Origin of the sequence: Rhodococcus sp. NPDC058532 (genome assembly GCF_042719255.1) — a bacterium.
In the GTDB taxonomy this organism is placed as follows: Bacteria; Actinomycetota; Actinomycetes; order Mycobacteriales; family Mycobacteriaceae; genus Rhodococcus_G.
In genome coordinates, this window is the sequence record NZ_JBHXNU010000003.1 from 125,788 (window position 1) to 147,772 (window position 21,985).

18 protein-coding genes and 1 pseudogene are annotated in these 21,985 nt (G+C 71.2%); 11 read left to right on the forward strand and 8 right to left on the reverse strand.

The annotated features are described in order from the left end of the window. Positions 1-123: 123 nt before the first annotated feature. The 5 genes and pseudogenes from ACFWQG_RS05120 to ACFWQG_RS05140 form a co-directional block, all read right to left on the reverse strand. Positions 124-954: an NAD-dependent protein deacetylase gene (locus ACFWQG_RS05120; RefSeq protein ID WP_378506507.1), complete on the reverse strand. Its 831-nt coding sequence runs from the start codon at positions 952-954 to the stop codon at positions 124-126. A 209-nt stretch (positions 955-1,163) separates the two neighbouring features. Then, positions 1,164-1,559: pseudogene (locus tag ACFWQG_RS05125) on the reverse strand (ectoine synthase); the annotation flags it as partial. 1 nt (position 1,560) lies between these two features. Then, positions 1,561-2,823, reverse strand: a complete 1,263-nt coding sequence (gene ectB, locus ACFWQG_RS05130; RefSeq protein ID WP_378506508.1) for a diaminobutyrate--2-oxoglutarate transaminase — start codon at positions 2,821-2,823, stop codon at positions 1,561-1,563. Further along, positions 2,824-3,393: a diaminobutyrate acetyltransferase gene (gene ectA, locus ACFWQG_RS05135; RefSeq protein WP_378506509.1), complete on the reverse strand. Its 570-nt coding sequence runs from the start codon at positions 3,391-3,393 to the stop codon at positions 2,824-2,826. Positions 3,394-3,560: 167 nt separating this feature from the next. Continuing rightward, on the reverse strand, positions 3,561-5,657 hold the full coding sequence (locus ACFWQG_RS05140) for a RecQ family ATP-dependent DNA helicase (RefSeq protein ID WP_378506510.1): 2,097 nt from the start codon (positions 5,655-5,657) through the stop codon (positions 3,561-3,563). Between the two features lie 107 nt (positions 5,658-5,764). Between ACFWQG_RS05140 and ACFWQG_RS05145 the strand changes: the two genes are divergently transcribed. Continuing rightward, the gene (locus ACFWQG_RS05145) at positions 5,765-6,991 is read left to right on the forward strand and encodes an amidohydrolase (RefSeq protein WP_378506511.1); all 1,227 of its coding nucleotides are present in this window, start codon (positions 5,765-5,767) and stop codon (positions 6,989-6,991) included. Between the two features lie 9 nt (positions 6,992-7,000). Here the strand turns inward: ACFWQG_RS05145 and ACFWQG_RS05150 are convergent, their stop codons facing one another. From ACFWQG_RS05150 to ACFWQG_RS05160, 3 genes are all read right to left on the reverse strand, one after another. Continuing rightward, positions 7,001-8,791, reverse strand: coding sequence for an AMP-dependent synthetase/ligase (locus ACFWQG_RS05150; RefSeq protein WP_378506512.1), 1,791 nt, complete (start codon positions 8,789-8,791; stop codon positions 7,001-7,003). Positions 8,792-8,866: 75 nt separating this feature from the next. After that, positions 8,867-9,757 carry a ribokinase gene (locus tag ACFWQG_RS05155; protein ID WP_378506513.1) on the reverse strand — a complete coding sequence of 297 codons (891 nt, stop codon included), beginning with the start codon at positions 9,755-9,757 and terminating at the stop codon, positions 8,867-8,869. 45 nt (positions 9,758-9,802) lie between these two features. Further along, a complete protein-coding gene (locus tag ACFWQG_RS05160) occupies positions 9,803-11,278 on the reverse strand; it encodes an MFS transporter (protein ID WP_378506514.1) in 1,476 nt (491 codons plus the stop codon). 326 nt (positions 11,279-11,604) lie between these two features. Between ACFWQG_RS05160 and ACFWQG_RS05165 the strand changes: the two genes are divergently transcribed. The 10 genes from ACFWQG_RS05165 to ACFWQG_RS05210 all read left to right on the forward strand — a co-directional run bounded on the left by ACFWQG_RS05165 (position 11,605) and on the right by ACFWQG_RS05210 (position 21,969). Beyond that, positions 11,605-12,879, forward strand: a complete 1,275-nt coding sequence (locus tag ACFWQG_RS05165; RefSeq protein ID WP_378506515.1) for a glutamate-5-semialdehyde dehydrogenase — start codon at positions 11,605-11,607, stop codon at positions 12,877-12,879. Positions 12,880-12,902: 23 nt separating this feature from the next. After that, on the forward strand, positions 12,903-13,784 hold the full coding sequence (locus ACFWQG_RS05170) for an AAA family ATPase (protein ID WP_378506516.1): 882 nt from the start codon (positions 12,903-12,905) through the stop codon (positions 13,782-13,784). A 9-nt stretch (positions 13,785-13,793) separates the two neighbouring features. Next, positions 13,794-15,227: a VWA domain-containing protein gene (locus tag ACFWQG_RS05175; RefSeq protein WP_378506517.1), complete on the forward strand. Its 1,434-nt coding sequence runs from the start codon at positions 13,794-13,796 to the stop codon at positions 15,225-15,227. Between the two features lie 31 nt (positions 15,228-15,258). Beyond that, a complete protein-coding gene (nadD, locus tag ACFWQG_RS05180; RefSeq protein WP_378506518.1) occupies positions 15,259-15,978 on the forward strand; it encodes a nicotinate-nucleotide adenylyltransferase in 720 nt (239 codons plus the stop codon). After that, positions 15,979-16,428 (forward strand): ribosome silencing factor, encoded by a 450-nt coding sequence (rsfS, locus tag ACFWQG_RS05185; protein WP_378506519.1) that lies wholly within the window; start codon positions 15,979-15,981, stop codon positions 16,426-16,428. Between the two features lie 89 nt (positions 16,429-16,517). Further along, on the forward strand, positions 16,518-17,108 hold the full coding sequence (locus tag ACFWQG_RS05190; protein ID WP_378506740.1) for a histidine phosphatase family protein: 591 nt from the start codon (positions 16,518-16,520) through the stop codon (positions 17,106-17,108). Continuing rightward, a complete protein-coding gene (octT, locus tag ACFWQG_RS05195) occupies positions 17,098-17,853 on the forward strand; it encodes a diglucosylglycerate octanoyltransferase (RefSeq protein WP_378506520.1) in 756 nt (251 codons plus the stop codon). Before ACFWQG_RS05190 ends, octT begins: the two co-directional genes overlap by 11 nt. Positions 17,854-17,857: 4 nt before the next feature. After that, positions 17,858-18,733, forward strand: coding sequence for a DegV family protein (locus tag ACFWQG_RS05200; protein ID WP_378506521.1), 876 nt, complete (start codon positions 17,858-17,860; stop codon positions 18,731-18,733). A gap of 87 nt (positions 18,734-18,820) precedes the next feature. Further along, the gene (locus ACFWQG_RS05205; RefSeq protein WP_378506522.1) at positions 18,821-19,654 is read left to right on the forward strand and encodes a helix-hairpin-helix domain-containing protein; all 834 of its coding nucleotides are present in this window, start codon (positions 18,821-18,823) and stop codon (positions 19,652-19,654) included. Then, positions 19,651-21,969 carry a ComEC/Rec2 family competence protein gene (locus ACFWQG_RS05210; protein WP_378506523.1) on the forward strand — a complete coding sequence of 773 codons (2,319 nt, stop codon included), beginning with the start codon at positions 19,651-19,653 and terminating at the stop codon, positions 21,967-21,969. The genes ACFWQG_RS05205 and ACFWQG_RS05210 overlap by 4 nt, the downstream gene beginning before the upstream one ends. The last annotated feature ends 16 nt before the right edge of the window (positions 21,970-21,985 follow it).

Consider the following 21,985-nt stretch of genomic DNA (forward strand, 5'->3'; position numbering starts at 1 on the left):
AATGTGGGATTTGGTCAGTCAGGCTGACCGAATCCCACATTCGGTCAACCCGGGGGTGGCAGCCGGGGGGTGGCAGCCGGGGGGAAGGTCGACGCGGGGTCGGGTGGCGTGTCGGGGGAGGGTTCAGGTGACGAGAGTGGTGAGGGTCTCCGCGCAGCCTGCGTCGAGTTTCAGGGTGGCGAGGTCGTCGCCGCGGGTGGCGCCGCGGTTGACGATCGCGATCGGCATGCCGAGCTTCGCGGCCCGGCGGACGAAGCGCAGCCCTGACATCACCGTCAGCGACGAACCCAGCACCAGCAGCAGATCGGCGGACTCGACCATCGCGAACGCGGCGTCGACGCGGTCGCGGGGGACAGACTCGCCGAAGTAGACGATGTCCGGCTTGAGGACGCCGCAGCAGCGCGCGCAGTCCACGACGCGGAAGTGCGCGGTCTCCTCGAGTACGGCGTCGGCGTCCGGCGCGATCTCCACACCGGACGCGGCGGCAACGGATTCGGCGAAGCCGGGGTTGGCGGCGTCCAGTCGTTCGGCCAGCGACATGCGGGAGATCCGGTGCCCGCACCGCGTGCATCGCACCTGCGCGTAGCTGCCGTGCAGGTCGATCACCGACCGGCTACCCGCCTTCGTGTGCAGCAGGTCCACATTCTGGGTGATCACCCCGCGCACCGTGCCGGTCCGTTCCAGTGCGGCCAGCGCACGGTGACCCGAGTTGGGTCGGGCCCCGTCCATGTACCGCCAGCCCAAGTGGTTGCGGGCCCAGTAGTGCCGCCGGAACGCCGCGTCGCCCATGAACTGCTGATAGGTCATCGGGGTCCGGGGAGGCGCGTCGGGTCCGCGGTAGTCGGGGATGCCGGAGTCGGTGGACATGCCCGCACCGGTCAACGCGACGACGCTGCGGCCCCGGATGAGCTCCAACAGATCCACCGTCGTCCGAGGCGCGGTGGATGCGGTCATGGAGTCCAGGCTAGCGCGACCCGTCCCGGCGCGACCCCGGTCCGTCCTCGTCGTCGACCACCGGCGGGCCGTCGGGGTGCGGCGCGCCACCCTCGTTGACCCAGTCGGCGATCTCGGCGGCATCCTCCCGCGTGACGGGACGGCGCCGATGGAACAGGGATCTGACCTTGGTGCCGATCTTCGACATGGCTCGATGCTACCCACCGGCGGGCGGGTGTCTCGATCAGTGGGTAGACGCCGTTCTCGTCGTGCACCTCCCGCCCGGTGACCGGGGGATTGAACACGCACAGCATCCGCATCCGGGTGACCGGTTCGACCCGGTGCCGCTCGTTGCCGTCGAGCAGGTACATGGTGCCCGGCCGTAGTTCGTACACCTCGTTGGTGTCGAGGTCGGTGAGGATGCCGTCGCCCTCGATCAGCCAGACCGCCTCGATGTGGTTGGCGTAGTGGAACTCGTTGACCGATCCGGCGGCGATGGTGGTCTCGTGGAAGGAGAATCCGACGCCGTCGCCGGCGAGGACGATCCGCTTCGAGCGCCAGTTGCCGTCCGCGCTGGTGATGTCGCGGTCGGTGTCGGTGATCTCGTCGGTGGTACGCACGATCATGTCAGGCACACACCTTCGCGGTCGCCTCGGCGAGAATGCTCAGGCCGTGATTGAGTTCCTCGCTCGTGATCGTCAGCGGCGGAAGGAGTTTCACGACCTCGTCCGACGGACCGGAGGTCTCGGCGAGCAGTCCCTCGTCGTAGGCGAGACCACAGACCTTGACCGCCTTGCCGGGATCGTCGAATACCAGGCCCTGCACCATGCCGCGCCCGCGGGTGCTGACCCCGTCGAACGAATCCGCGAGGTTGGCGAAGATCTCACCGATCCGCTTGCCCTTCGACGCGGTCGACAGGCTGAGCAGGTCGTCGGCCCAGTACTGCTCGAGGGCGGCGGTGGCGGTGACGAAGGCGGGGTTGTTGCCGCGGAAGGTGCCGTTGTGTTCGCCGGGGGACCAGACGTCGAGTTCGGGTTTGAAGAGGGTGAGGGCCATCGGGAGGCCGTAGCCGCCGATGGACTTGGAGAGGGTGACGATGTCGGGGGTGATGCCCGCGACCTCGAAGGAGAAGAAGGGTCCGGTGCGGCCGCAGCCCATTTGGACATCGTCGACGATGAGGAGGATGCCGCGGGTGGAGCAGAGGTCGGCGAGGGCGCGGAGCCATTCGGGGCGGGCGATGTTGACGCCGCCTTCGCCCTGGACGGTTTCGACGATGACGGCGGCGGGGCGGTTGAGTCCGCTGCCGCTGTCGTCGAGGACGCGTTCGAACCAGTGGAAGTCGGGGGTTTCGCCGTCGAAGTAGTTGTCGAAGGGCATGGGGGTGGAGTGGACGAGGGGGATGCCGGCGCCTGCGCGTTTCATGGAGTTGCCGGTGACGGAGAGTGATCCGAGGGTCATGCCGTGGAAGGCGTTGGTGAAGTTGACGATCGATTCTCGGCCGGTGACCTTGCGGGCGAGTTTGAGGGCGGCTTCGACGGCGTTGGTGCCGGTGGGTCCGGGGAATTGGACTTTGTAGTCGAGTCGGCGGGGGGTGAGGATGAGGTCGTCGAAGGTTTCGAGGAAGCGTCGCTTTGCGGTGGTGTGCATGTCGAGTCCGTGGGTGATGCCGTCGGATTCGAGGTAGTCGATGAGGGCGCGTTTGAGGACGGGGTTGTTGTGTCCGTAGTTGAGTGCGCCTGCGCCTGCGAAGAAATCGAGGTACTCGCGGCCGTCCTCGGCCCGCAGCCATGCTCCGCGGGCGGACTCGAACACGGTCGGCCAGGACCGGCTGTAGCTGCGGACCTCGGACTCGAGGGTGGTGAAAATGCTGGTGTTGATTGCGGTGGTCATCTATCGCGCTCCTTCGGTGCTCTCGTCCCCGACGACGTAGAGCTCTTCGGAATCATGCGTATCGGGAAAGTGACTGGGGGTGAACAGTTCTCGCTTCGTGATCGAGGTGTAGCGGTTGCGGGCCAACGCCGTGAACAACGCGATGGACGCGAAATTGTCCGGACTGATGGTCGTTTCGAGGCGGGTGACGCCCTGGTGGGCGAGGTGATCGAGGAGATTGCCGAGCATCGCGGCGGCGACCCCTCGTCCGCGGGCGTTCTCGTCGACGGCGACCTGCCACACGTACACGGTCTGCGGGTCGTCCGGTCGGACGAATCCGGTGACGAATCCGGCGACGTCACCGTCGACTTCGGCGATGGTGGAAGTGTCGTGGAAGTCCCGACACCACATGAGGTACGCATAGCTGGAGTTGAGGTCGAGCACGCGCGAGTCGCGGGCGATCTCCCACATCCTGGTTCCGTCCGCGATCGTCGGCCTGCGGCAGGCGACCGTCTCGTGCCTCGGGACGTCCATCGGTGTCGGCGGCTGAGGTGACAGGGTTGGGGTACTGCTCTCCGTTGCTGGGCTCATATGCAATCCGAACGTAACAACGGGAGCGTGACGGTTTCACCTCCTTCGTTCGAGACCGGTTGCGACACGACTGTTTCGATGCAGGTGAGACAGTGGTTGTGAGGTGTGTCACATTGCTGTATCGCCGGGGCGGTTTCCGGCGATATCCATTGCCCGCGAACGCGGATTCAGCTCACGCTCGCGAGTGCGAACGGGAGGACCCCGTCGGCCCCGGCGGACCGCAGTTCCCGTGCCGCAACCGTCAGGGTCCACCCCGTGTCGGTGACATCAGAGACCAGGAGGATCGGCCCCTCCACCGCGGCCAGGTCCGGCGCGGTCCATCCGCCCACCAGCCCGGCGACCCGATACGCCGAGTTCGCCGCCGACACCGGCGGGTGGCCGGGGGTGCGGTGCAGGACGCCCAGGTCGGTCAACCGGCCGACCTCGGCGAGCCGGGACGTGAGCGACGCCACCAGCTGCGGCCGGGTCTCGGACTCGAGCGCGACCACCGACGCCGGACGCACCTCCCAGTCCCAGGCGGCGAGGACCCGGATCGCGGCGTCGACGACGGCGTCCGGGATCGGGCCGTCGGGCGCGTCGAGCAGCGAACGCAACCGCGGGCCCCAGCCGAGGTCGGAGAGCCTGCCAATCACCCGCCCGGTCTCCGGTCCGTCGGTGATCTTCCCGGACAACGAGATTCCCAGTTTCGACAGACCGGTGGGCCACTGCTTGCGGGGCGCGAGGTCGACTCCGGGTCGGTCGAGACGGGCCCGCGTCCGGGTGACCGCGTCGTCATCCACGCTGGTGTCGACGGTGGCCCCGGTGCACGTGTCGCAGCGTCCGCACGGCGCGGGTGCGTCGGTGAGCAGCGGGTCGTCGAGTTGGCGGCGCAGAAACTCCATCCGACACATCGAGGTGCTCTGGTAGTCGATCATCGCCTGCTGCTCGGCCGTCCTGGCCTGCTCGAGCCGCTCGTAGCGCGGGGCGTCGTACTCCCACGGCTGGCCGGTGCCGATCCAGCCGCCGCGCACCCGGCGTACCGCCCCGTCGACGTCGAGGACCTTGAGCACCATCTCCAGCCGGGACCGGTTCAGCTCGACCAATGGCTCGAGCGCCTGCGTCGACTGCGGACGTTCCGGGTCGAGGACCGCAAGCACCCGGCGCACCACCGGCTCGCGAGGGAAGGCCACGGACGCAAAGTAGCTCCAGATCTGCCGGTCCTCATGTCCGGGCAACAGCACGACCTCGGCTCGGTCGGTGGACCGGCCTGCGCGGCCGACCTGCTGGTAGTACGAGATCGGCGACGAGGGAGCGCCGAGATGCACGACGAACCCGAGGTCCGGCTTGTCGAAGCCCATCCCGAGTGCCGACGTCGCGACCAGTGCCTTGACCCGGTTGCCGAGCAGGTCCGATTCGAGCTGCTCGCGTTCCGCGGTTTCGGTTTGCCCGGTGTATGCCGCGACCGCGTGCCCCTGCTCGGTAAGCAGCTCGGCGAGCTCCCGCGCCGCCGACACCGTGAGGGTGTAGATGATCCCGGAGCCGGGCAGCGAACTCAGGCGCTGCCCCAGCCATGCCGCACGCTTCGTCGCCTCGTCGATGCGAACCACCGACAGCGACAGCGACTCCCGCTCAAGGCCGCCGCGCAGCACCAGTGTCTCGGTGCCGCCGACACCGAGCTGCGCCGACACATCCGCGACCACCCGGTCGTTCGCGGTCGCGGTGGTGGCGAGCACCGGAATCCCGTCACCGAGTTCGGCGATCAGGGTGCGGATGCGGCGATAGTCCGGCCGGAAGTCGTGGCCCCAGTCGGAGACGCAGTGGGCCTCGTCGACGACCACCAGGCCCGCGTCCGCGGCGAGCGAGGGCAGCACCTGATCCCGGAAATCCGGGTTGTTCAGCCGCTCCGGGCTGACCAGCAGCACGTCCACCTCGCGGTCCGCGATGCGCTGGTGGATTTCGTCCCACTCGGTCATGTTCCCGGAGTTGATGGTCGCCGCGCGCACCCCGGCGCGCTGCGCCGAGTCGACCTGGTTGCGCATCAGCGCGAGCAGCGGCGACACGATCACCGTCGGGCCGTGACCCCTGGCCCGGAGCAGTTTCGCGGAGATGAAGTACACCGCGGACTTGCCCCAGCCGGTGCGCTGCACGACGAGGGCGCGCCGCCGGTGCACGACCAGCGCCTCGATGGCCAGCCACTGGTCGTCCCGCAGCCGGGCGGCGGGGCCCGCGAGTTCCCGCAGCAGGGCTTCGGCGTCGGCACGGAGATCGGTGGTCGCTGAGGTCATGCCGTCCATCGTGCCGGACGGGACCGACACGCTCGACCGGGCGAACCGGCTGGGGAATCGGCGGCGAGATCCGCGCGAACGCGGAACCGGCATGGTACGCCTGGACGATGAACCTGACCGCGCATCCCGTCCTCGCCGGATTCGACGCCATCGCCGACGATCTCGCCGACCTGTATCGGCACCTGCACGCGCACCCCGAACTGTCGCACGCCGAGCACCGCACCGCGGCCCTCGTCGCGGAGCGTCTCGCGGCGTCGGGCTATCAGGTGACCGGCGGCATCGGCGGAACCGGCGTGGTCGGGGTCCTGCGGCGCGGGGACGGCCCGGTGGTGCTGCTGCGTGCGGACATGGACGCCCTGCCCGTTCGGGAGGACACCGGCCTGGACTATGCGTCCACGGCGTCCGCGGTGACCGCGGCGGGGGAGACGGTGCCGGTGATGCACGCCTGCGGGCACGACATGCACGTCGCCTGCCTGCTCGGTGCCGCCGACCTCCTCGCCCGCGGGGGCGAACACTGGTCGGGGACGCTGATCGCGCTGTTCCAGCCTGCGGAGGAGCTCGGCGACGGTGCCCGCGCGATGATCGACGGCGGGCTGTACTCGGTGATCCCGGCGCCGTCGGTGGTGCTCGGACAGCACGTGATGCCCGGCCCGGTCGGCACCGTATTCGCCAGCCCGGGCACCGCGATGGCGGCCGCCAGCAGCGTGCAGATCAGGATGTTCGGACGCGGTGGGCACGGGTCGATGCCCGACCAGGCCATTGATCCGGTGGTGATGGGTGCGTCGACGGTGCTGCGGCTGCAAACCCTGGTCTCGCGGGAGGTGTCGCCCACCGACCCCGCCGTGGTCACCGTCGGGTCGTTCCAGTCCGGCACCAAGGAAAACGTCATCCCGGACGAGGCGGTGCTCAAGGTCAACACCCGCGCGTTCGAGACCCGTGTCGCCGAGCAGCTCACCGCCGGGATCACCCGGATCGCGAACGCCGAGGCGGACGCGTCCGGCGCACCGAAGCGGCCGGAGATCACCGAGTTGAACAGCTTTCCGCTCACCGTGAACGACCCCGACGCGACCGGCCGAACGCTCGGGGCGCTGCGCGGGCTGCTCGGCGACGACAAGGTGTTCGAGATCGGCCCGGTCGCGGGCAGCGAGGATGTCGGCGACCTGGCCACCGAACTCGGGATTCCGCTCGCCTACTGGTTCATCGGCGGATTCGAGACAACCGATGGAACGCCGCTGCCGTCCAACCACTCCCCGCGGTTCGCCCCGGTGATCCGCCCCACCCTGGACACCGGGGTTGCGGCGCTGGTGGCGGCCGCGCTGGAGTGGCTGGACTGACCTCGCGCCTCAGTCCGCGTACATCGCCTCGAACTCGGCGGCGAAGTTCGCGCAGACCACCGTCCGTTTGATCTTCAGCGTCGGGGTCAGCTCGCCGGTCTCCTGGGACAGGTCGCGGCGGGCGATGGTGAACTTCTTGACCTGTTCGGGGGGTGCGAGTGCCGCGTTCGCGGCGTCCACCGCCTGCCGGACGAGGTCGACGACGGACGGATGCTGCGCGAGGGCGGCGATCGTGTCCGGCAGGCCCTGTGCCTGCGCCCATGGCAGCACCGTTTCCGGGTCCAGGGTCACCAGCACCACCGGGTAGGGGCGGCGGTCGCCGTACATCACGGCCTGACTGATCCACGGCGACCGTTTGAGGTCGTTCTCCAGGTTCGCCGGGGTCAGGTTCTTGCCGCCGGAGGTGACGATGATGTCCTTCTTGCGGCCGATGATCGAGACGTAGCCGTCCCCGTCGATCGACGCGAGGTCGCCGGTGTGCAGCCATCCGTCGACGATCGCGCCGAACGACGCGTCCGCCATCTTGTAGTAGCCCTGGAAGATGTTCGCGCCCTTGAGGAGCAGTTCGCCGTCGTCGGCGATCCGCGCCTCGACGCCGGGCAGCGTGCGGCCGACGGTGCCGAACCGGTGGTGTCGGGTGGTGTTCACCGTTGCACCGGTGGAGGTCTCGGTCATCCCGAAGCCCTCCATCAGCGGGACGCCGCAGCCGTAGAAGAACTCCAGGATGTCCTTCGAGATCGGGGCCGCACCGGTGATCGCCAGGTCGAGGTTCCCGCCGAACAGCGCCCGCACGCCCTGGAATAGGGCGGACTCGGCGGCGTCGAACCCGGCCCGGAGATCGTCGGGGACCGGTTCGCCGGCCTGCTCCAGGTCGCGGACCCGGACGCCGAGCGCCGCGGCGGCGAGGATGCGGTCCCGTTCCTCGGCAGGCTTGGAACCGACCGCGAGGGTGTACACCTTCTCGAACACGCGTGGCACCGAGGGCAGGTGGGTGGGCCGGGTCTGCATCACCTCGGCGACGATCCGGGTGGTGTCACCGCCCCAATAGGCGATGATGCCGCCGCGGTCGAACGTGAGGAGCTGGAACAGCAGGGCGAACGCGTGCGCGAGCGGCAGGAACAGGTACAGGACCATGTCCTTGTCGGAGGTGTCACCCTCGAGTTCGTCGAGGGTGAGGTTCGCGGTCATGATCGCGCGGTAGTTGCCGTGCGTGAGCACGCAGCCCTTCGGCGGGCCGGTCGTCCCGGAGGTGTACATGAACACGTAGGGATCCGCAGGCTCGACGGCGGCCGCGCGGCGGCGGAGTTTCTCGGCGCCGGCGGCCCGGCCGCGGCGGCGGATCTCGTCGGCCCCGGTTGCGCCCTCCGCCGCACCGTCGAGGATCACGATCCACTCCAGTGCGGGAAGCCGGTCTCGGACGGCGGTGATCTGTGCGACCTGGTCGGCGTTCTCGCACACGATGCCGCGGGCCTCCGAGTTGCCCACCACCCACGCACACTCCTCGGCGGAGTTGGTGGGGTACACCGACACGTGGACGCCGCCTGCCGCGACGATCCCCAGGTGGGCGATCGACCAGTCGGGGCGGGTCGTGGCCAGGACCGCGACCCGGTCGCCAGCGTCGAGGCCGCGGTCGATCAGGCCCGCGCCGAAATCCGTCACCCGGTCGGCGAGGTCGCGGTAGCTGAACTGGTCCCACCGGTCCGGCGCGTCCTGCCATTGCGCGGCGGGTCGGTCGCCGTACGCGTCGGCGGCGCGGAACGCGAGGTCCGCGAGGGTGGGGCCCGCAACTGTTCGGTTCATCCGTGCTCCGTCCCGATCGGCGACCTGTGATCTGGCTCACTCGGGCCGCGGTGGGGCGATGCTATGCCACGCGAACTACTGGCGCGCCGGATTGGGGCCGGGGTGTCGCGCGAGCAGGTCGTCCACCTCGGCGGCGGTGGGGGAGGACGCGGCCGCGCCGGGGCGGGTGGTCGCCAGCGCGCCTGCCGCGACGGCGCGGCGCAGGGCCGTCGCGGGCCCGAGGTGCCAACAGGCCGCGAGCGTGCCCGCGAACGCGTCGCCCGCGCCGGTCGTGTCGGCGACGGCGACGGCGGGCGCTGCGGCGGGCACGGCGGCGCCGTCCGGTCCGCGCCAGCGGGCGCCGTGACCACCGAGGGTGGTGATCAGGTGCGGCACCCGGGCCAGGGCGGCGTCACCCAGCTGGACGGCCTCGGTCTCGTTGACGATCAGGACGTCGACGTTGTCGAGTAGGGCAGCCGGAAGCTGCTGCGCCGGTGACGGATTCAGAAACACGGTGACTCCTGCGGCATGGGCGTTGGCGGCGCCGGCGGTGACCGTCGGCAGCGGGATCTCCAACTGGCACAGCAGCACGTCCGAGCCCGCGATCCGGTCGAGTTCCTCGTCGGTCAGCGCCTCCATGGCGGCGTTGGCGCCGGGAACGACGACGATCGAATTCTCACCCCCGGCGTCGACGGTGATCGCGGCGACGCCGCTCGGGCCCGACGCCTCCCGGAGCAGCGTCACATCGACCCCGCCCGCCTCAAGCGCGTCGCGGAGTTGCGGGGCGAAGGCATCGGTGCCCACCGCGCCGAGGAAGGCGACCCGTGCGCCTGCGCGCGCCGCGGCGATTGCCTGGTTGCCGCCCTTGCCGCCGGGGCCGGTCGTGAAGCCGGTGCCGAGCACCGTCTCGCCGCCCGCCGGGCGGGTCGGGGTGGTGGTGACGAGATCGATGTTGACGCTGCCGAGGACGGTCACACGCGGGGACATCGGCCCAGGGTAGGTCCCTGGCCGGTGCCTCCGCGCGGCGATCGCTCAGGTGTGGTCGGCCGGCACCGCACGGCGCGGCAGTCCGGACGTTGCCCGTGCGGTTCGTGTGCGGATGCGGCGCAGGATGATTCGCGCCTCGGACTCGGTCTCCACGGCGGGTGCGCAGCCCTCGAGTGGGCGGCGGGCGGTTTCCGGGATGAGGAGGACCGCCACCCCGCCGATCAGTGCAGCACCCATCATGTAGATCGGCGCAACCAGATTGCTCCCGGTCGCGCCCTCGAGCGCGGTGATCGCGAGCGGGGTGGTGCCGCCGAACAGCGACACCGCGAGGTTGTACGCGATCGCGAGCGCGCCGTACCGGACCCCGGTGGGAAATAGTGCGGGCAGGACCGACGGGAACACGCCGACGAACAGCAGCAGCAGCGCACCGAGCGTCGCGAGTCCGACGATCACCGGCAGGTAGCCACCCTGACCGATCAGCAGATAGGCGGGTAGTGACAGGGTGAAGAACCCGATGAAACCGATGAGCAGCAGCGGCTTTCGGCCCACCCGGTCGGAGAGGGCGCCGACCCGGGTGATCACGGCCATCATCGCGACCATCACCACGATCATCAGCAGCAGACCGTGTGTCTCGTCGTACCCGAGCGTGCTCGACAGGTAGGTCGGCATGTAGGTGAGCAGGCCGTAGTGCGCGATGTTGTAGGTCGCGACGAGCACGATGCACAGCACCATCGGGCGCCAACTGCCGGTCACGATCTCCCGCAGTTTCGCGAGCGCACTCACCTGCTCCGGCCGGTCGGTGGTGTCCGCGCGCGATTCCTCGAAGGCCCGGAAGGCGGGTGTCTCCTCCAGGCGCAGGCGCAGGTACAGCCCGATCAGGCCGAGCGGGCCCGCGATCAGGAACGGGATCCGCCACGCCCAGTCGACCAGCGCGTCGTCCGTGGTGAGCGCCTGGATCAGCGTCACCAGGGTGGCAGCGGCGACGTAGCCGACGAGGGTGCCGAGTTCGAGGAAGCTGGCGAAGTAGCCGCGCCGACGATCGGGCGCGTACTCGGCGACGAAGGTGCTGGCGCCGCCGTACTCGCCGCCGGTCGAAAAGCCCTGCAGCAGCCGGAACAGGACCAGCAGCACCGGGGCCGCGACGCCGATGGACGCATGGCTCGGGATCAACCCGATCGCGAACGTGCTGGCCGCCATCATGATGATCGTGGTCGCGAGCACCCGTTTGCGGCCGATCCGGTCCCCGAGTGGCCCGAAGAACAGGCCGCCGAGCGGTCGCACGATGAAGGCGGCGGCGAAGATCGCGAACGTGGACAGCAGCTGGGTGATGCCCCCGGCCTCCGGGAAGAACACCTTGCCGAGGGTGGCGGCGAGGTAGGCGTAGACGCCGAAGTCGAACCACTCCATGGCGTTGCCGAGCATCGTTGCCTTGACGGCCCGCTTGACGGCGGTCTCGTCGACGACGGTGACCTCGGTCGATGCGGCGATCTCGCTGCTGCTGATCTGGGCTTGTCGGGTCATGTGTGTGCGCTCCTCGGCGCAGGTGCCGCACCAGCGGGGCACGCACCTGATGCACGCATCTTTTCGTCGCCCGCTCGGCGGCGGCGCTGGTCGGGTGTCGGCGGCGCGCGGCCCTGTGGCTCACTCCGACCCCCGTCGGATGGCTCTGGCTCGCGGCACTGCTCCGAAACCGTTTCCGGTGCACCGTATGTCGGACGGGCGCATGGTTCGGAGCCACCAGCGCGGAACGAAGCAACGCTAACAATCGATCGTGCTGGTGTCGAACTCCGCGGTCTCCGGGCACGCCGCCGCCGACCCCGGCATCGGGCGATCGTTACCCTGTACCCATGACGGCCGTGAACGAGACTGCGCAGGTGACCGACGACATCCGGGAGGCGGTGCATGCGGCCGCGCGTCGGGCGCGCGTCGCGTCCCGCGCGTTGGCACTGCTGACCACGGCGCAGAAGGACGCGGCCCTGCATGCCGCCGCCGACGCCGTGCTCGCCGCCACCGACACCGTGCTCGTCGCGAACGCCGCCGATGTCGAGAACGCGCGCGCCGCGGGCACCGAGGAGTCCCTGATCGACCGGCTCCGGCTGACCGCCGACCGGATCGACGGCATCGCGTCCGGGCTCCGTCAGGTCGCGGGCCTCGCCGACCCGGTGGGGGAGGTCGTGCGCGGCAGCACCCTCCCCAACGGACTCGAGATCCGGCAGCTGCGGGTGCCGCTCGGCGTGGTCGGCATGGTCTACGAGGCCCGGCCCAACGTCACCGTCGACGCGTTCGGGCTGGCCCTCAAGTCCGGCAACGCGGCGCTGCTGCGCGGGTCGTCGTCGGCGAAGAATTCCAACGCCGCGCTGGTCGAGGTGCTCCGCGACGCGCTGACGGCCCAGGGTTTGCCCGCCGACGCCGTGCAGCTGCTGCCGAGTGAGGACCGCTCCTCGGTCACCCACCTGATCCAGGCCCGCGGTCTCGTCGACGTCGTCATCCCACGCGGCGGCGCCGGCCTGATCGGCGCCGTCGTCCGGGACGCCACCGTGCCCACCATCGAGACCGGTGTCGGCAACTGCCACGTCTACCTGCACGCGGCCGCGGACCTCGAGATGGCCGAGCGGATCGTCATCAACGCCAAGACGCGGCGGCCCAGCGTCTGCAACACCGCCGAGACGATCCTCGTCGACGCGGCGATCGCCGACGTCGCGGTCCCGCGGCTGCTGCAGGTGCTGCAGAGCAACAGCGTCACCGTGCACGGGGACCTGCCGGGCCTCGTCCCAGCCACCGACGCCGACTGGTCCGAGGAGTACCTGACCCTCGATGTCGCGCTCGCCGTCGTCGACGACCTGGACGCGGCCGTCGAGCACATCGACCGCTACGGCACCGGCCACACCGAGGCCATCGTCACCGCCGATCTGGCCGCGGCACGCGAGTTCACCGCCCGCGTCGACGCCGCAGCGGTGATGGTCAACGCGTCCACCGCGTTCACCGACGGCGAGCAGTTCGGGTTCGGGGCCGAGATCGGGATCTCCACCCAGAAGCTGCACGCCCGCGGACCGATGGGGTTGCCCGAACTCACCTCGACCAAGTGGGTGGTGTGGGGCGACGGCCACACCCGCCCCGCCTGACCTCTGCACGAAAGGCTCCCACCGTGGATCGAGCGCTCCCAGCAACCCCTCCCGTGTTCAGCAGCGTCGACGACGTCATCGCCCGCCTCGCCGAGACCGGGTATCTCGCCGACAGGGGCACCGCGACCGCGGTGTTCCTCGCCGACCGGCTGGGTAAGCCGCTGCTCATCGAGGGCCCGGCCGGTGTCGGGAAGACCGAACTGTCGCGGGCGGTGGCGCAGACCTCCGGCGCCGAACTGGTCCGCTTGCAGTGCTACGAGGGTGTCGACGAGGCGAGGGCGCTCTACGAGTGGAACCACGCCAAGCAGATTCTGCGGATCCAGTCCAGCGCGGAACACAGTTGGGAGGACACCCGGCAGGACGTGTTCGCGGAGGAGTTCCTGCTGTCCCGCCCGCTGCTCACCGCGATCCGGCGCGAGGACCCGACCGTGCTGCTGATCGACGAGGTCGACAAGGCCGACGTCGAGATCGAGGGCCTACTGCTCGAGGTGCTCAGCGACTTCGCGGTCACCGTCCCCGAACTGGGCACGATCACCGCCACCCGCAAGCCGTTCACCGTCCTCACCTCGAACGGCACCCGGGAGCTGTCCGAGGCGCTCAAGCGGCGCTGCCTGTTCCTGCACCTCGACTTCCCGGACGCCGACCTCGAACGGCGGATCCTCGCCAGCCGGGTCCCCGAACTGCCGGAGGCGGTCGCCGACCAGTTGGTGCGGACCATCCGCGTCCTGCGCGGCATGCAACTCAAGAAGCTGCCGTCCGTCGCGGAGACCATCGACTGGGGGCGTACCCTGCTCGCCCTCGGCATGGACACCCTCGACGACGACGCGATCCGCACCACGATGGGTGTCATCCTCAAACATCAGTCGGACCAGCAGCGGGCCGCGGCCGAGCTGCGGCTCAACTAGGCACCCCCGATGTCCGCCGCACCCGGACACCACCCGGCAGCGCCGTACGGGCTGCCCGGGCATCTCGTCGACTTCGTTGAGGCGCTGCGCACGCGCGGTATCGCCGTCGGCCCCTCGGAGACGGTCGACGCGGGCCGGGTGATGGCGGTGCTCGATCTCCTCGACCGGGAGGCGCTGCGGGAGGGTCTCGCCTGCGCGCTACTGCGCAGGCCCACCCACCGCGCGACCTACGATGCGCTGTTCGACCTGTGGTTCCCGGCGGGGCTCGGCGTTCGCACCAGCGGGGTGGATATCGACATTCCCCGCGGCGACAGCGGCGAGGTCGACTTCGAGGCGCTGCGGGAACTGATCGCGGGTCTGCTCGTCGACGGCTCGCCGGAGGCGCTCGCCCGGATCGAACTGCTCACCGCGCGGCTCGTCGAGCAACTCGGGCAGTACCAGTCCGCGAAGGGCCCGTCCTTCTCCGCCTACCAGGCGCTGCGGGACGTGGCGCCCGAGACGCTGGTCTCGCGGATCCTCGACGGGCTGCTCGGCAACGCCGACCGGTCCGAACGTGAGGCCGGCGACTACGCCACCGAGATCGCCCGCCGGACCGCGGCCCAGCGGGTCGCGGACTTCCGGAAGATGGTCGAGGTGGAAACGCGGCGCCGCTCCGCCGAACAACTCGGCAAGGAGCGGGTCGCGACCTACGGGGTGCCGAAACTCGCGGAGGAGGTCGACTTCCTGCGCGCGTCGGACACCGAGATGGTCACCCTGCGGCGCACCGTCACCCCGTTGGCCCGCAAGCTTGCCAGCCGGCTCGCCGCCCGCCGCAAACGGGCCCGCGCCGGCGCGATCGACCTGCGCAGGACGCTGCGGAAGTCGATGTCGACCGGCGGCGTCCCGATCGAGCTGGTGCTGCGCAAGCCGCGTCCTGCCCGCCCGGAACTGGTGGTCCTGTGCGATGTCTCCGGATCCGTCGCCGGGTTCTCGAACTTCACCCTGCTGTTGGTGCACGCGCTGCGGGAACAGTTCTCCCGGGTGCGGGTGTTCGCGTTCATCGACACCACCGACGAGGTCACCCGCTTCTTCGACGCGGGCGCCGATCTCGGCTCGTCGATGTCCCGGATGATCCGGGAGGCCGACCTGATCGCCTACGACGGGCACTCCGACTACGGCAACGCGATCGGCGTGTTCGCCGAACGCTACGCGCACACGCTGACCGGCAGGACGTCGCTGCTGATCCTCGGCGACGCCCGCAACAACTACCGGGACACCAACGTGGCCGCGCTCGGTCACCTGGCGACCGTCGCGAAACACACCCACTGGCTGAATCCCGAGCCGAGGGGGCAGTGGGGGCACGGCGACTCGGCGGCGCCGGTGTACGCCGACGTCGTTCCGATGCACGAATGCCGCAACGCGCAGCAACTCGCCGCGGTCGTGTCGGGACTGCTGCCGGTCTGACCTCCCCGGCTGCGAAGTAAGCTCGATTCCCGTGCGGAACGCTGACAATGCAGGCTCCCCTCGCCGTCGACTGGGGGTGATGGGTGGCACCTTCGATCCCATCCACCACGGGCATCTCGTCGCGGCGAGTGAGGTCGCCGACCGGTTCGGTCTCGACGAGGTGATCTTCGTCCCCACCGGCGACCCCTGGCAGAAGGCGGGCAAGGACGTCAGCGCCGCGGAGGACCGCTACCTGATGACGGTCATCGCGACCGCGTCCAACCCGAGCTTCTCGGTCAGCCGGGTGGACGTGGACCGGCACAAGGCCACCTACACCGTCGACACCCTCCGCGACCTGCGCGAGCAGCATCCCGACGCGGACCTCTACTTCATCACCGGCGCCGATGCGCTCGAGACGATCCTGTCCTGGCAGAATTGGGAGGAGATGTTCGAGCTGGCCAAGTTCGTCGGGGTCAGCAGGCCGGGCTACGAGCTCGGCGACGACCATCTCGCCGAACACCTCGCCGACCGCCCCGACGCGCTGACGCTCGTCGAGATCCCCGCGATGGCGATCTCGTCGACCGACTGTCGTCGGCGGGCGAGTGAGAACCGGCCCGTCTGGTACCTGGTACCGGACGGGGTGGTGCAGTACATCTCCAAGCGCAACCTGTATCGACCCCGGAACGCCCAACGCCTCGACGGCGCGGTCACCGTGTCGGGGCCGGCACCACACCAGAACACCAGCGACACCCAGAATCGGGAGAACACCTAAGTGAGCGCATCCGCCGAAGCCCTCGAGATGTCGCGGATCGCCGCGCTGGCCGCCGACGAGAAGCTGGCCAACGACGTGGTGGTGCTCGACGTGTCCGAGCAGCTCGTCATCACCGACTGCTTTGTCATCGCCTCCGCCTCCAACGAACGCCAGGTCAACTCGGTCGTGGAGAACATCGAGGACAAGCTGCGCGAGGCCGGGCACAAGCCGGTCCGCAAGGAGGGCACCAGGGAGGGCCGCTGGGCGCTGCTCGACTACGTCGACCTGGTGGTGCACGTCCAGCACGACGACGAGCGCAACTTCTACGGGCTCGAACGGCTGTGGAAGGACTGCCCGGTCGTGCCCGTCGACGGCATCGAGCCGCGGACGTCCGAGTGGGGCGCGGACTCCGACGGCGCCGTCGCGGACGAGTACGCCGCCGAGCTCGGCGAGCCGGAGTCCGGGAAGTGACCCAGGCGCCGACCCGGAATCCGGCCGCGGCCGCGCGGCAACTGATTCTGGTGCGGCACGGTCAGACCGAGTACAACGCGGGCGACCGGATGCAGGGGCAGCTGGACACCGACCTGTCCGAACGGGGTCGGGTGCAGGCCAAGGTCGCCGCCCGCGCGCTGGCCGACCGGCGCCCCACCGAGATCATCAGCTCCGATCTGCGTCGGGCGCTCGACACCGCGACCGCGCTCGGGGAGCACGCCGGTCTGCCGGTCGCGACCGATCCGCGGCTGCGGGAGACGCATCTCGGCGAGTGGCAGGGCCTGACCCATTCCCAGGTCGACGAGCGCGACCCCGGTGCCCGCGCCGCATGGCGGGTCGACGCCACCTGGGCACCGCCGGGCGGCGAGAGCCGCATCGACGTGGCCGACCGTGCGGTGCCGGTGGTCGAGGAGCTGCTCGCCACCCGCGCCGACTGGGCCGAGCGGCCGGTGGTGCTCGTCGCCCACGGCGGCCTGATCGCCGCACTCACCGCGGCCCTGCTGGATCTGCCGGTGGAGCGGTGGCCGGTGCTCGGTGGCCTCGGCAACACCGGCTGGGTGCAGCTCAGCGGTCACGGCGAACCCGACGCGGTGTCGTGGCGGCTGGACGTGTGGAACGCCTCGGCCGAGAACGCTGCGGTGGCCGGCGATGTCCTCTGACCTCGCCGCGGCGGCGGGCAGGCCGACGCTGCTGGTGATCGCGGACTCGCTGTCCTATTTCGGCCCCAAGGGCGGCCTTGCCGCCGATCACCCGCGAATCTGGCCGAACCTGGTCGCCGCCGAACTCGGGTGGGACGTCGAGCTCGTTGCGCGGATCGGCTGGACCAGTCGTGACGCCTACTGGGCACTGACCCAGGATCCCCGCGTGTGGGCGACCGTGCCGAGGGCAGGCGCCGTGGTGTTTGCGGTCGGTGGCATGGACTCGTTGCCGTCACCGCTGCCGACCGCACTGCGCGAGCAGCTGAGGTACGTGCGGCCACCCGCGCTGCGCCGCCGGGTCCGTACTGCCTATCAGTGGTTGCAGCCGCGGCTGTCGCCGCTCGGCTGGCCGGTCGCGCTGCCGCCGCGACTGAGCGTCGAGTACCTGGAGGAATGCCGCACCTCGCTGGAGTACATGCGGCCGGAGCTGCCGGTGATCGGGTGCCTGCCGTCGGTGCACCTGTGTGAGGCGTACGGGAAGGTGCACGCGGGCAGGCCCGCCGCGGTCCGGGCGCTGCAGGCGTGGGGCGCGGACACCGGCGTGCCGCTGGTCGACCTGGCGCAGGCGGTGCGGCCGAACATCTTCTCCGACGCCGCGAATCCCGATGGGATCCATTGGGGTTGGGACGGTCACCGCGCGGTGGCGGACGCGATGCTGCCGACGATCCGGGCCGCCGTCGCCGCGGCGTCCGTCGCCACCCGGTAGCGGCATGCCCGTCGTCGTCGTCACCGACTCCTCGGCCTGTCTGGCCCCGGATGTCGCCGCGGAACTGGGGATTCGGGTGGTTCCGCTGCACGTGCTCGTCGACGGCCAGGATCTCCGTGAGGGCGTCGACCCGATGCCGGACGACCTGTTCGTCGGCGCGGGGGTCACCACGTCCGGCGCGTCGCCGGGGGAATTGACCGAGGCGTACGGGCGGGCGCTCGCCGACAGCGGTGGCGATGGCGTCGTCGCCCTGCACATCTCGCGCCAGCTGTCCGGAACCTGGGAGGCGGGCAGGCAGGCGGCGCAGCAGCTGGGGGAGCGGGTTCGCATCGTCGATTCCCAATCCACCGCAATGGCATTGGGTTACGCGGTGCTGGCGGCGGCCCGGCTGGCAGCGACGGGGGCCGGGCTGCGCGCGGTGTACGAGCGGGCCGTCGAGGTCGCCGACCGGGGTCGGGTGCTGATCATGGTCGACCGGCTCGACCACCTGCGCCGCGGCGGTCGGATCGGGACGGCAGCGGCACTGCTCGGCACCGCCCTCGCGATGAAGCCGGTGCTGCATCTCGTCGACGGCAAGCTGGTGCTGCGGGAGAAGACCCGCACGGCTACGAAGGCGCTCGGCAAGCTTGTCGACGGTGCCGTCGACCTCGCCGAGGACGGCGACGTGGCGGTCGCGGTGCACCACGTCGGCGCCGCCGACCGTGCCGCCGAGGTCGCGGCGTCGCTGCGGTCGCGGCTGCCTGCGGCGAGCGAGTTCGCGGTCTCCGAACTGGGGCCGGTGGTCGCCAGCCATCTCGGTCCGGGCGCCGTCGGTGTCCTCGTGGTGCCCGGCGGGGCGGGGCTGATCCGCGACGGCGCCGAGCCCGACCCGGCCGAGTAGTCCACAGGCCTCGAATTCATCCACAGGACGCCCGTTCTCGGTGCCGGATCGGTCGGGTCACGGGGCGGGCGCTCCTATGGTCGGGCCATGGGCAGCGCCGACGACACACGTGAGCGGATCCGGAGACGACTCGACGTCCTCGCCGGGCGGGAGCCGGCCGCCGAACCCGACCCGGACGCCGGGACGGGTGTGGGGGCGGGCGAGCGGCCGGGCTGGCTGGATGACGAGCGGGAACCGGGCGGCGAACGGTGGCGGTTCGCGCCGGGCAGGCGCGGGGTGGTGGCGTTGGCGGTCGTCGCTCTGGCCGCCGCCGGGATCGGCGGGGTCGTGGTGGTCCGGGACCGCCCGGTGGCCGAGGTCGTTGCGCCGCTGCCACCCGACGACGGTGCCGGTGCCCCGGCCGCCGCGGGGGCAGCGCCTGGCCCGTCGTCCACCGGTGCGCCGGCGCCGACCACCGAGATCGTGGTCAGCGTCGTCGGTCTCGTGCACAACTCCGGGTTGGTGCATCTGCCGGAGGGGGCCAGGGTCGCGGACGCCTTGACCGCCGCGGGGGGTGCGCGTGACGGCGCCGACCTGTTGGGGCTGAACCTGGCGCAGCGGCTCGCCGACGGTGAACAGATTCTTGTCGGCCTCGCCCCGCCGCCGGGCGCCGCGCCGGTGGCGGGCAGCGCGACCGTCGGTGCCGGTGCCGGTGCCGGTGCCGGTGCCGCGGTCGGCGGTGCGGCGGCACCGGTGAACCTCAACACCGCCACCGAACAGCAGCTCGACGAGCTGCCCGGCGTCGGCCCGGTGACGGCGGCCGCGATCATCTCCTGGCGCACCACCAACGGGCGCTTCACCGACGTCGAGCAGCTCGGCGAGGTGGACGGCATCGGCCCCGCCCGCCTGGAGAAGCTGCGCGAGCTCGTGACGGCGAGATGACCGATCCGCGGCCGCGGCCGATCGACCTGCGGCTGCTCCCCTCCGCCGCGGCGTGCTGGGCGGCGACCGCGACGGGAATCGTCGGCGGCTGGCAGGCGGCGATGTGGCTCGCGATCGCGGCGCTGCTCGCGGTCGGGGCGGTGACGGTGGCCGCCCGCGGCCGGTGCACCCCGGTCGCCGGTGCCCTCATCGCGGCCCTGACCGTGTGCGCCGGGTTCGCCGCCGCCACCGCGCTGCGCGCCCATGCCGTCGCCACCCACCCGCTCGCCGACCGCGCCGGGTACGTCACCGTGACCGCCGACCTGGTTGATGACCCGAAACCGGTCCGCTCCGGGCGCGGGGACACCGTGATGGTGCGTGCGACGCTCCGGAGCATCGGGCCGGGCCGCGACGCGATGTCCGTCGGCGGTGCCGCCGTCGTGTTCGCGCCCGCGGACCGTTGGCGGGACCTGCTGCCCGGCCAGCGGGTCCGGCTGCGGGGCACCGTCGACGCGCCGGACCGCTCCGACCTGACCGTCGCGGTGATCCGGGCGATCGGGCCGCCGCGATTGATCGGCGACCCGTCCCCGGCGCAGCGCGCGGCCGGGCAGGTGCGGGACAGGTTCGCGGCCGCGGCGGCCCGCGCACTGCCCCCGGACGCGGCGGGGCTGCTGCCCGGCCTCGTCGTCGGCGACACCACCGCGCTGACGCAGTGGGTGCGCGACGATTTCACGGCCGCGGGCCTGAGCCACCTCACGGCGGTCTCCGGCGCCAACGTGTCGATCATCCTGGGCGCGGTGCTCCTGCTGACTGCCGCGCTGGCGCTTGGCCCGCGCACGTCGGCGGTGCTCGCCGGGATCGCCCTTGTTGGCTTCGTGATACTCGCGCGACCGTCGCCCAGCGTGCTGCGAGCGGCGGCGATGGGCGCGGTGGTGCTGCTCGCGATGATCGTCGGTCGCCGTCGGCAGGCGATGCCCGCGCTCGGGGGTGCCGTCATCGTGCTGCTCGCGCTGTACCCCCAGCTGGCCGTCAGCGCAGGTTTCGCGCTGTCCGTCGCGGCGACCGCCGCACTGGTGCTGATCGCTCCGCGGTGGGCGCGATGGTTGCAGCGTCGGGGCTGGCCACCGCGGCCAGCGGCGGCGGTCGCGGTCGCGGCCGCCGCGCACGTCGCGACGATGCCGATCGTCGCCGCGATGACGGGCACCGTCGGCACGGTGGCGGTCGCGGCGAACCTCCTTGTTGCGCCGGTGATCGCGCCGATCACGGTGATCGGCGCCGTCGCGGCCGCGGCGGCGACCGCCTGGGTGCCGCTCGGGGCGGCGGTCGCGTCCCTCACCGCACCGCTGCTGTGGTGGCTGCTGTGGGTGGCGCGCACCGCGGCCGACCTCCCCGGCGCCGTGCTCTCCGTGCCGTCCGGGGCAGCCGGATTCGTTGCCGCCGCGAGCGGTGCGGCTGCGTTCGTCGTCGCGGTCACGGTGCGGCGCCTGCGGGTGGTGCTCGCCGCCGCCGTGCTCGGGGTCGCCGCGGTGTGGCTGCCGGTCCGGCTGGTGTGGCCCGGGTGGCCACCGGCCGGGTGGGTGGTGGTCGCGTGTGACGTCGGGCAGGGGGACGCGCTCGTCCTCGATGCGGGCGGCGGGTCCGTCGTTGTCGTCGACGCGGGCCCGGAGGCCCGCCTCGTCGACGACTGCCTGCACCGGCTCGGCGTCCGCTCGGTTGCGGCGGTGATCCTGACGCATCTGCATGCCGATCACATCGACGGGCTGCCCGGGGTCCTGCGGGGGCGGACGGTGGGACAGCTGGTGACCGGTCCGATGAGATTGCCGGAGAACGGTTTCCGGCAGGTGCAGCGTGCGGCGTCGGCAGCCGGTGTGCCCGTTGCTGCTGCCCGGGCGGGGCAGACGCTGACCGCGGGGACCCTGACCCTCCGGATTCTCGGCCCGACGCTGCCCGCGCCGCGCGATCCCGCGGACGGTGACGATGCCGCCAACGACCAGTCGCTGGTGTTGTCCGTCGACACCACCGCGGGCCGGATCCTGCTCACCGGGGACGTCGAGGCGGACGGGCAGCGGGACCTGCTGCGGGACCGGGTTCCGGTCGCCGCGGACATCGTCAAGGTCCCGCACCACGGTTCGCGCACCACCGCCGCCGAGTTCCTCCGCGCGGTGGGGGCGGGCCTGGCGATCGTGTCGGTCGGCGCCGACAACACCTTCGGGCATCCGAACCCGGCCATCCTGCGCGTCCTCGACGAGATGGGTGCGGTGACGGTGCGCACCGATCGGGGCGGGGACGCCGCGGTCCTGCGCGCGGGCGACGCGGTCGCGGTGGCCCGGCCCTGACCTGGTCCGACCCGGC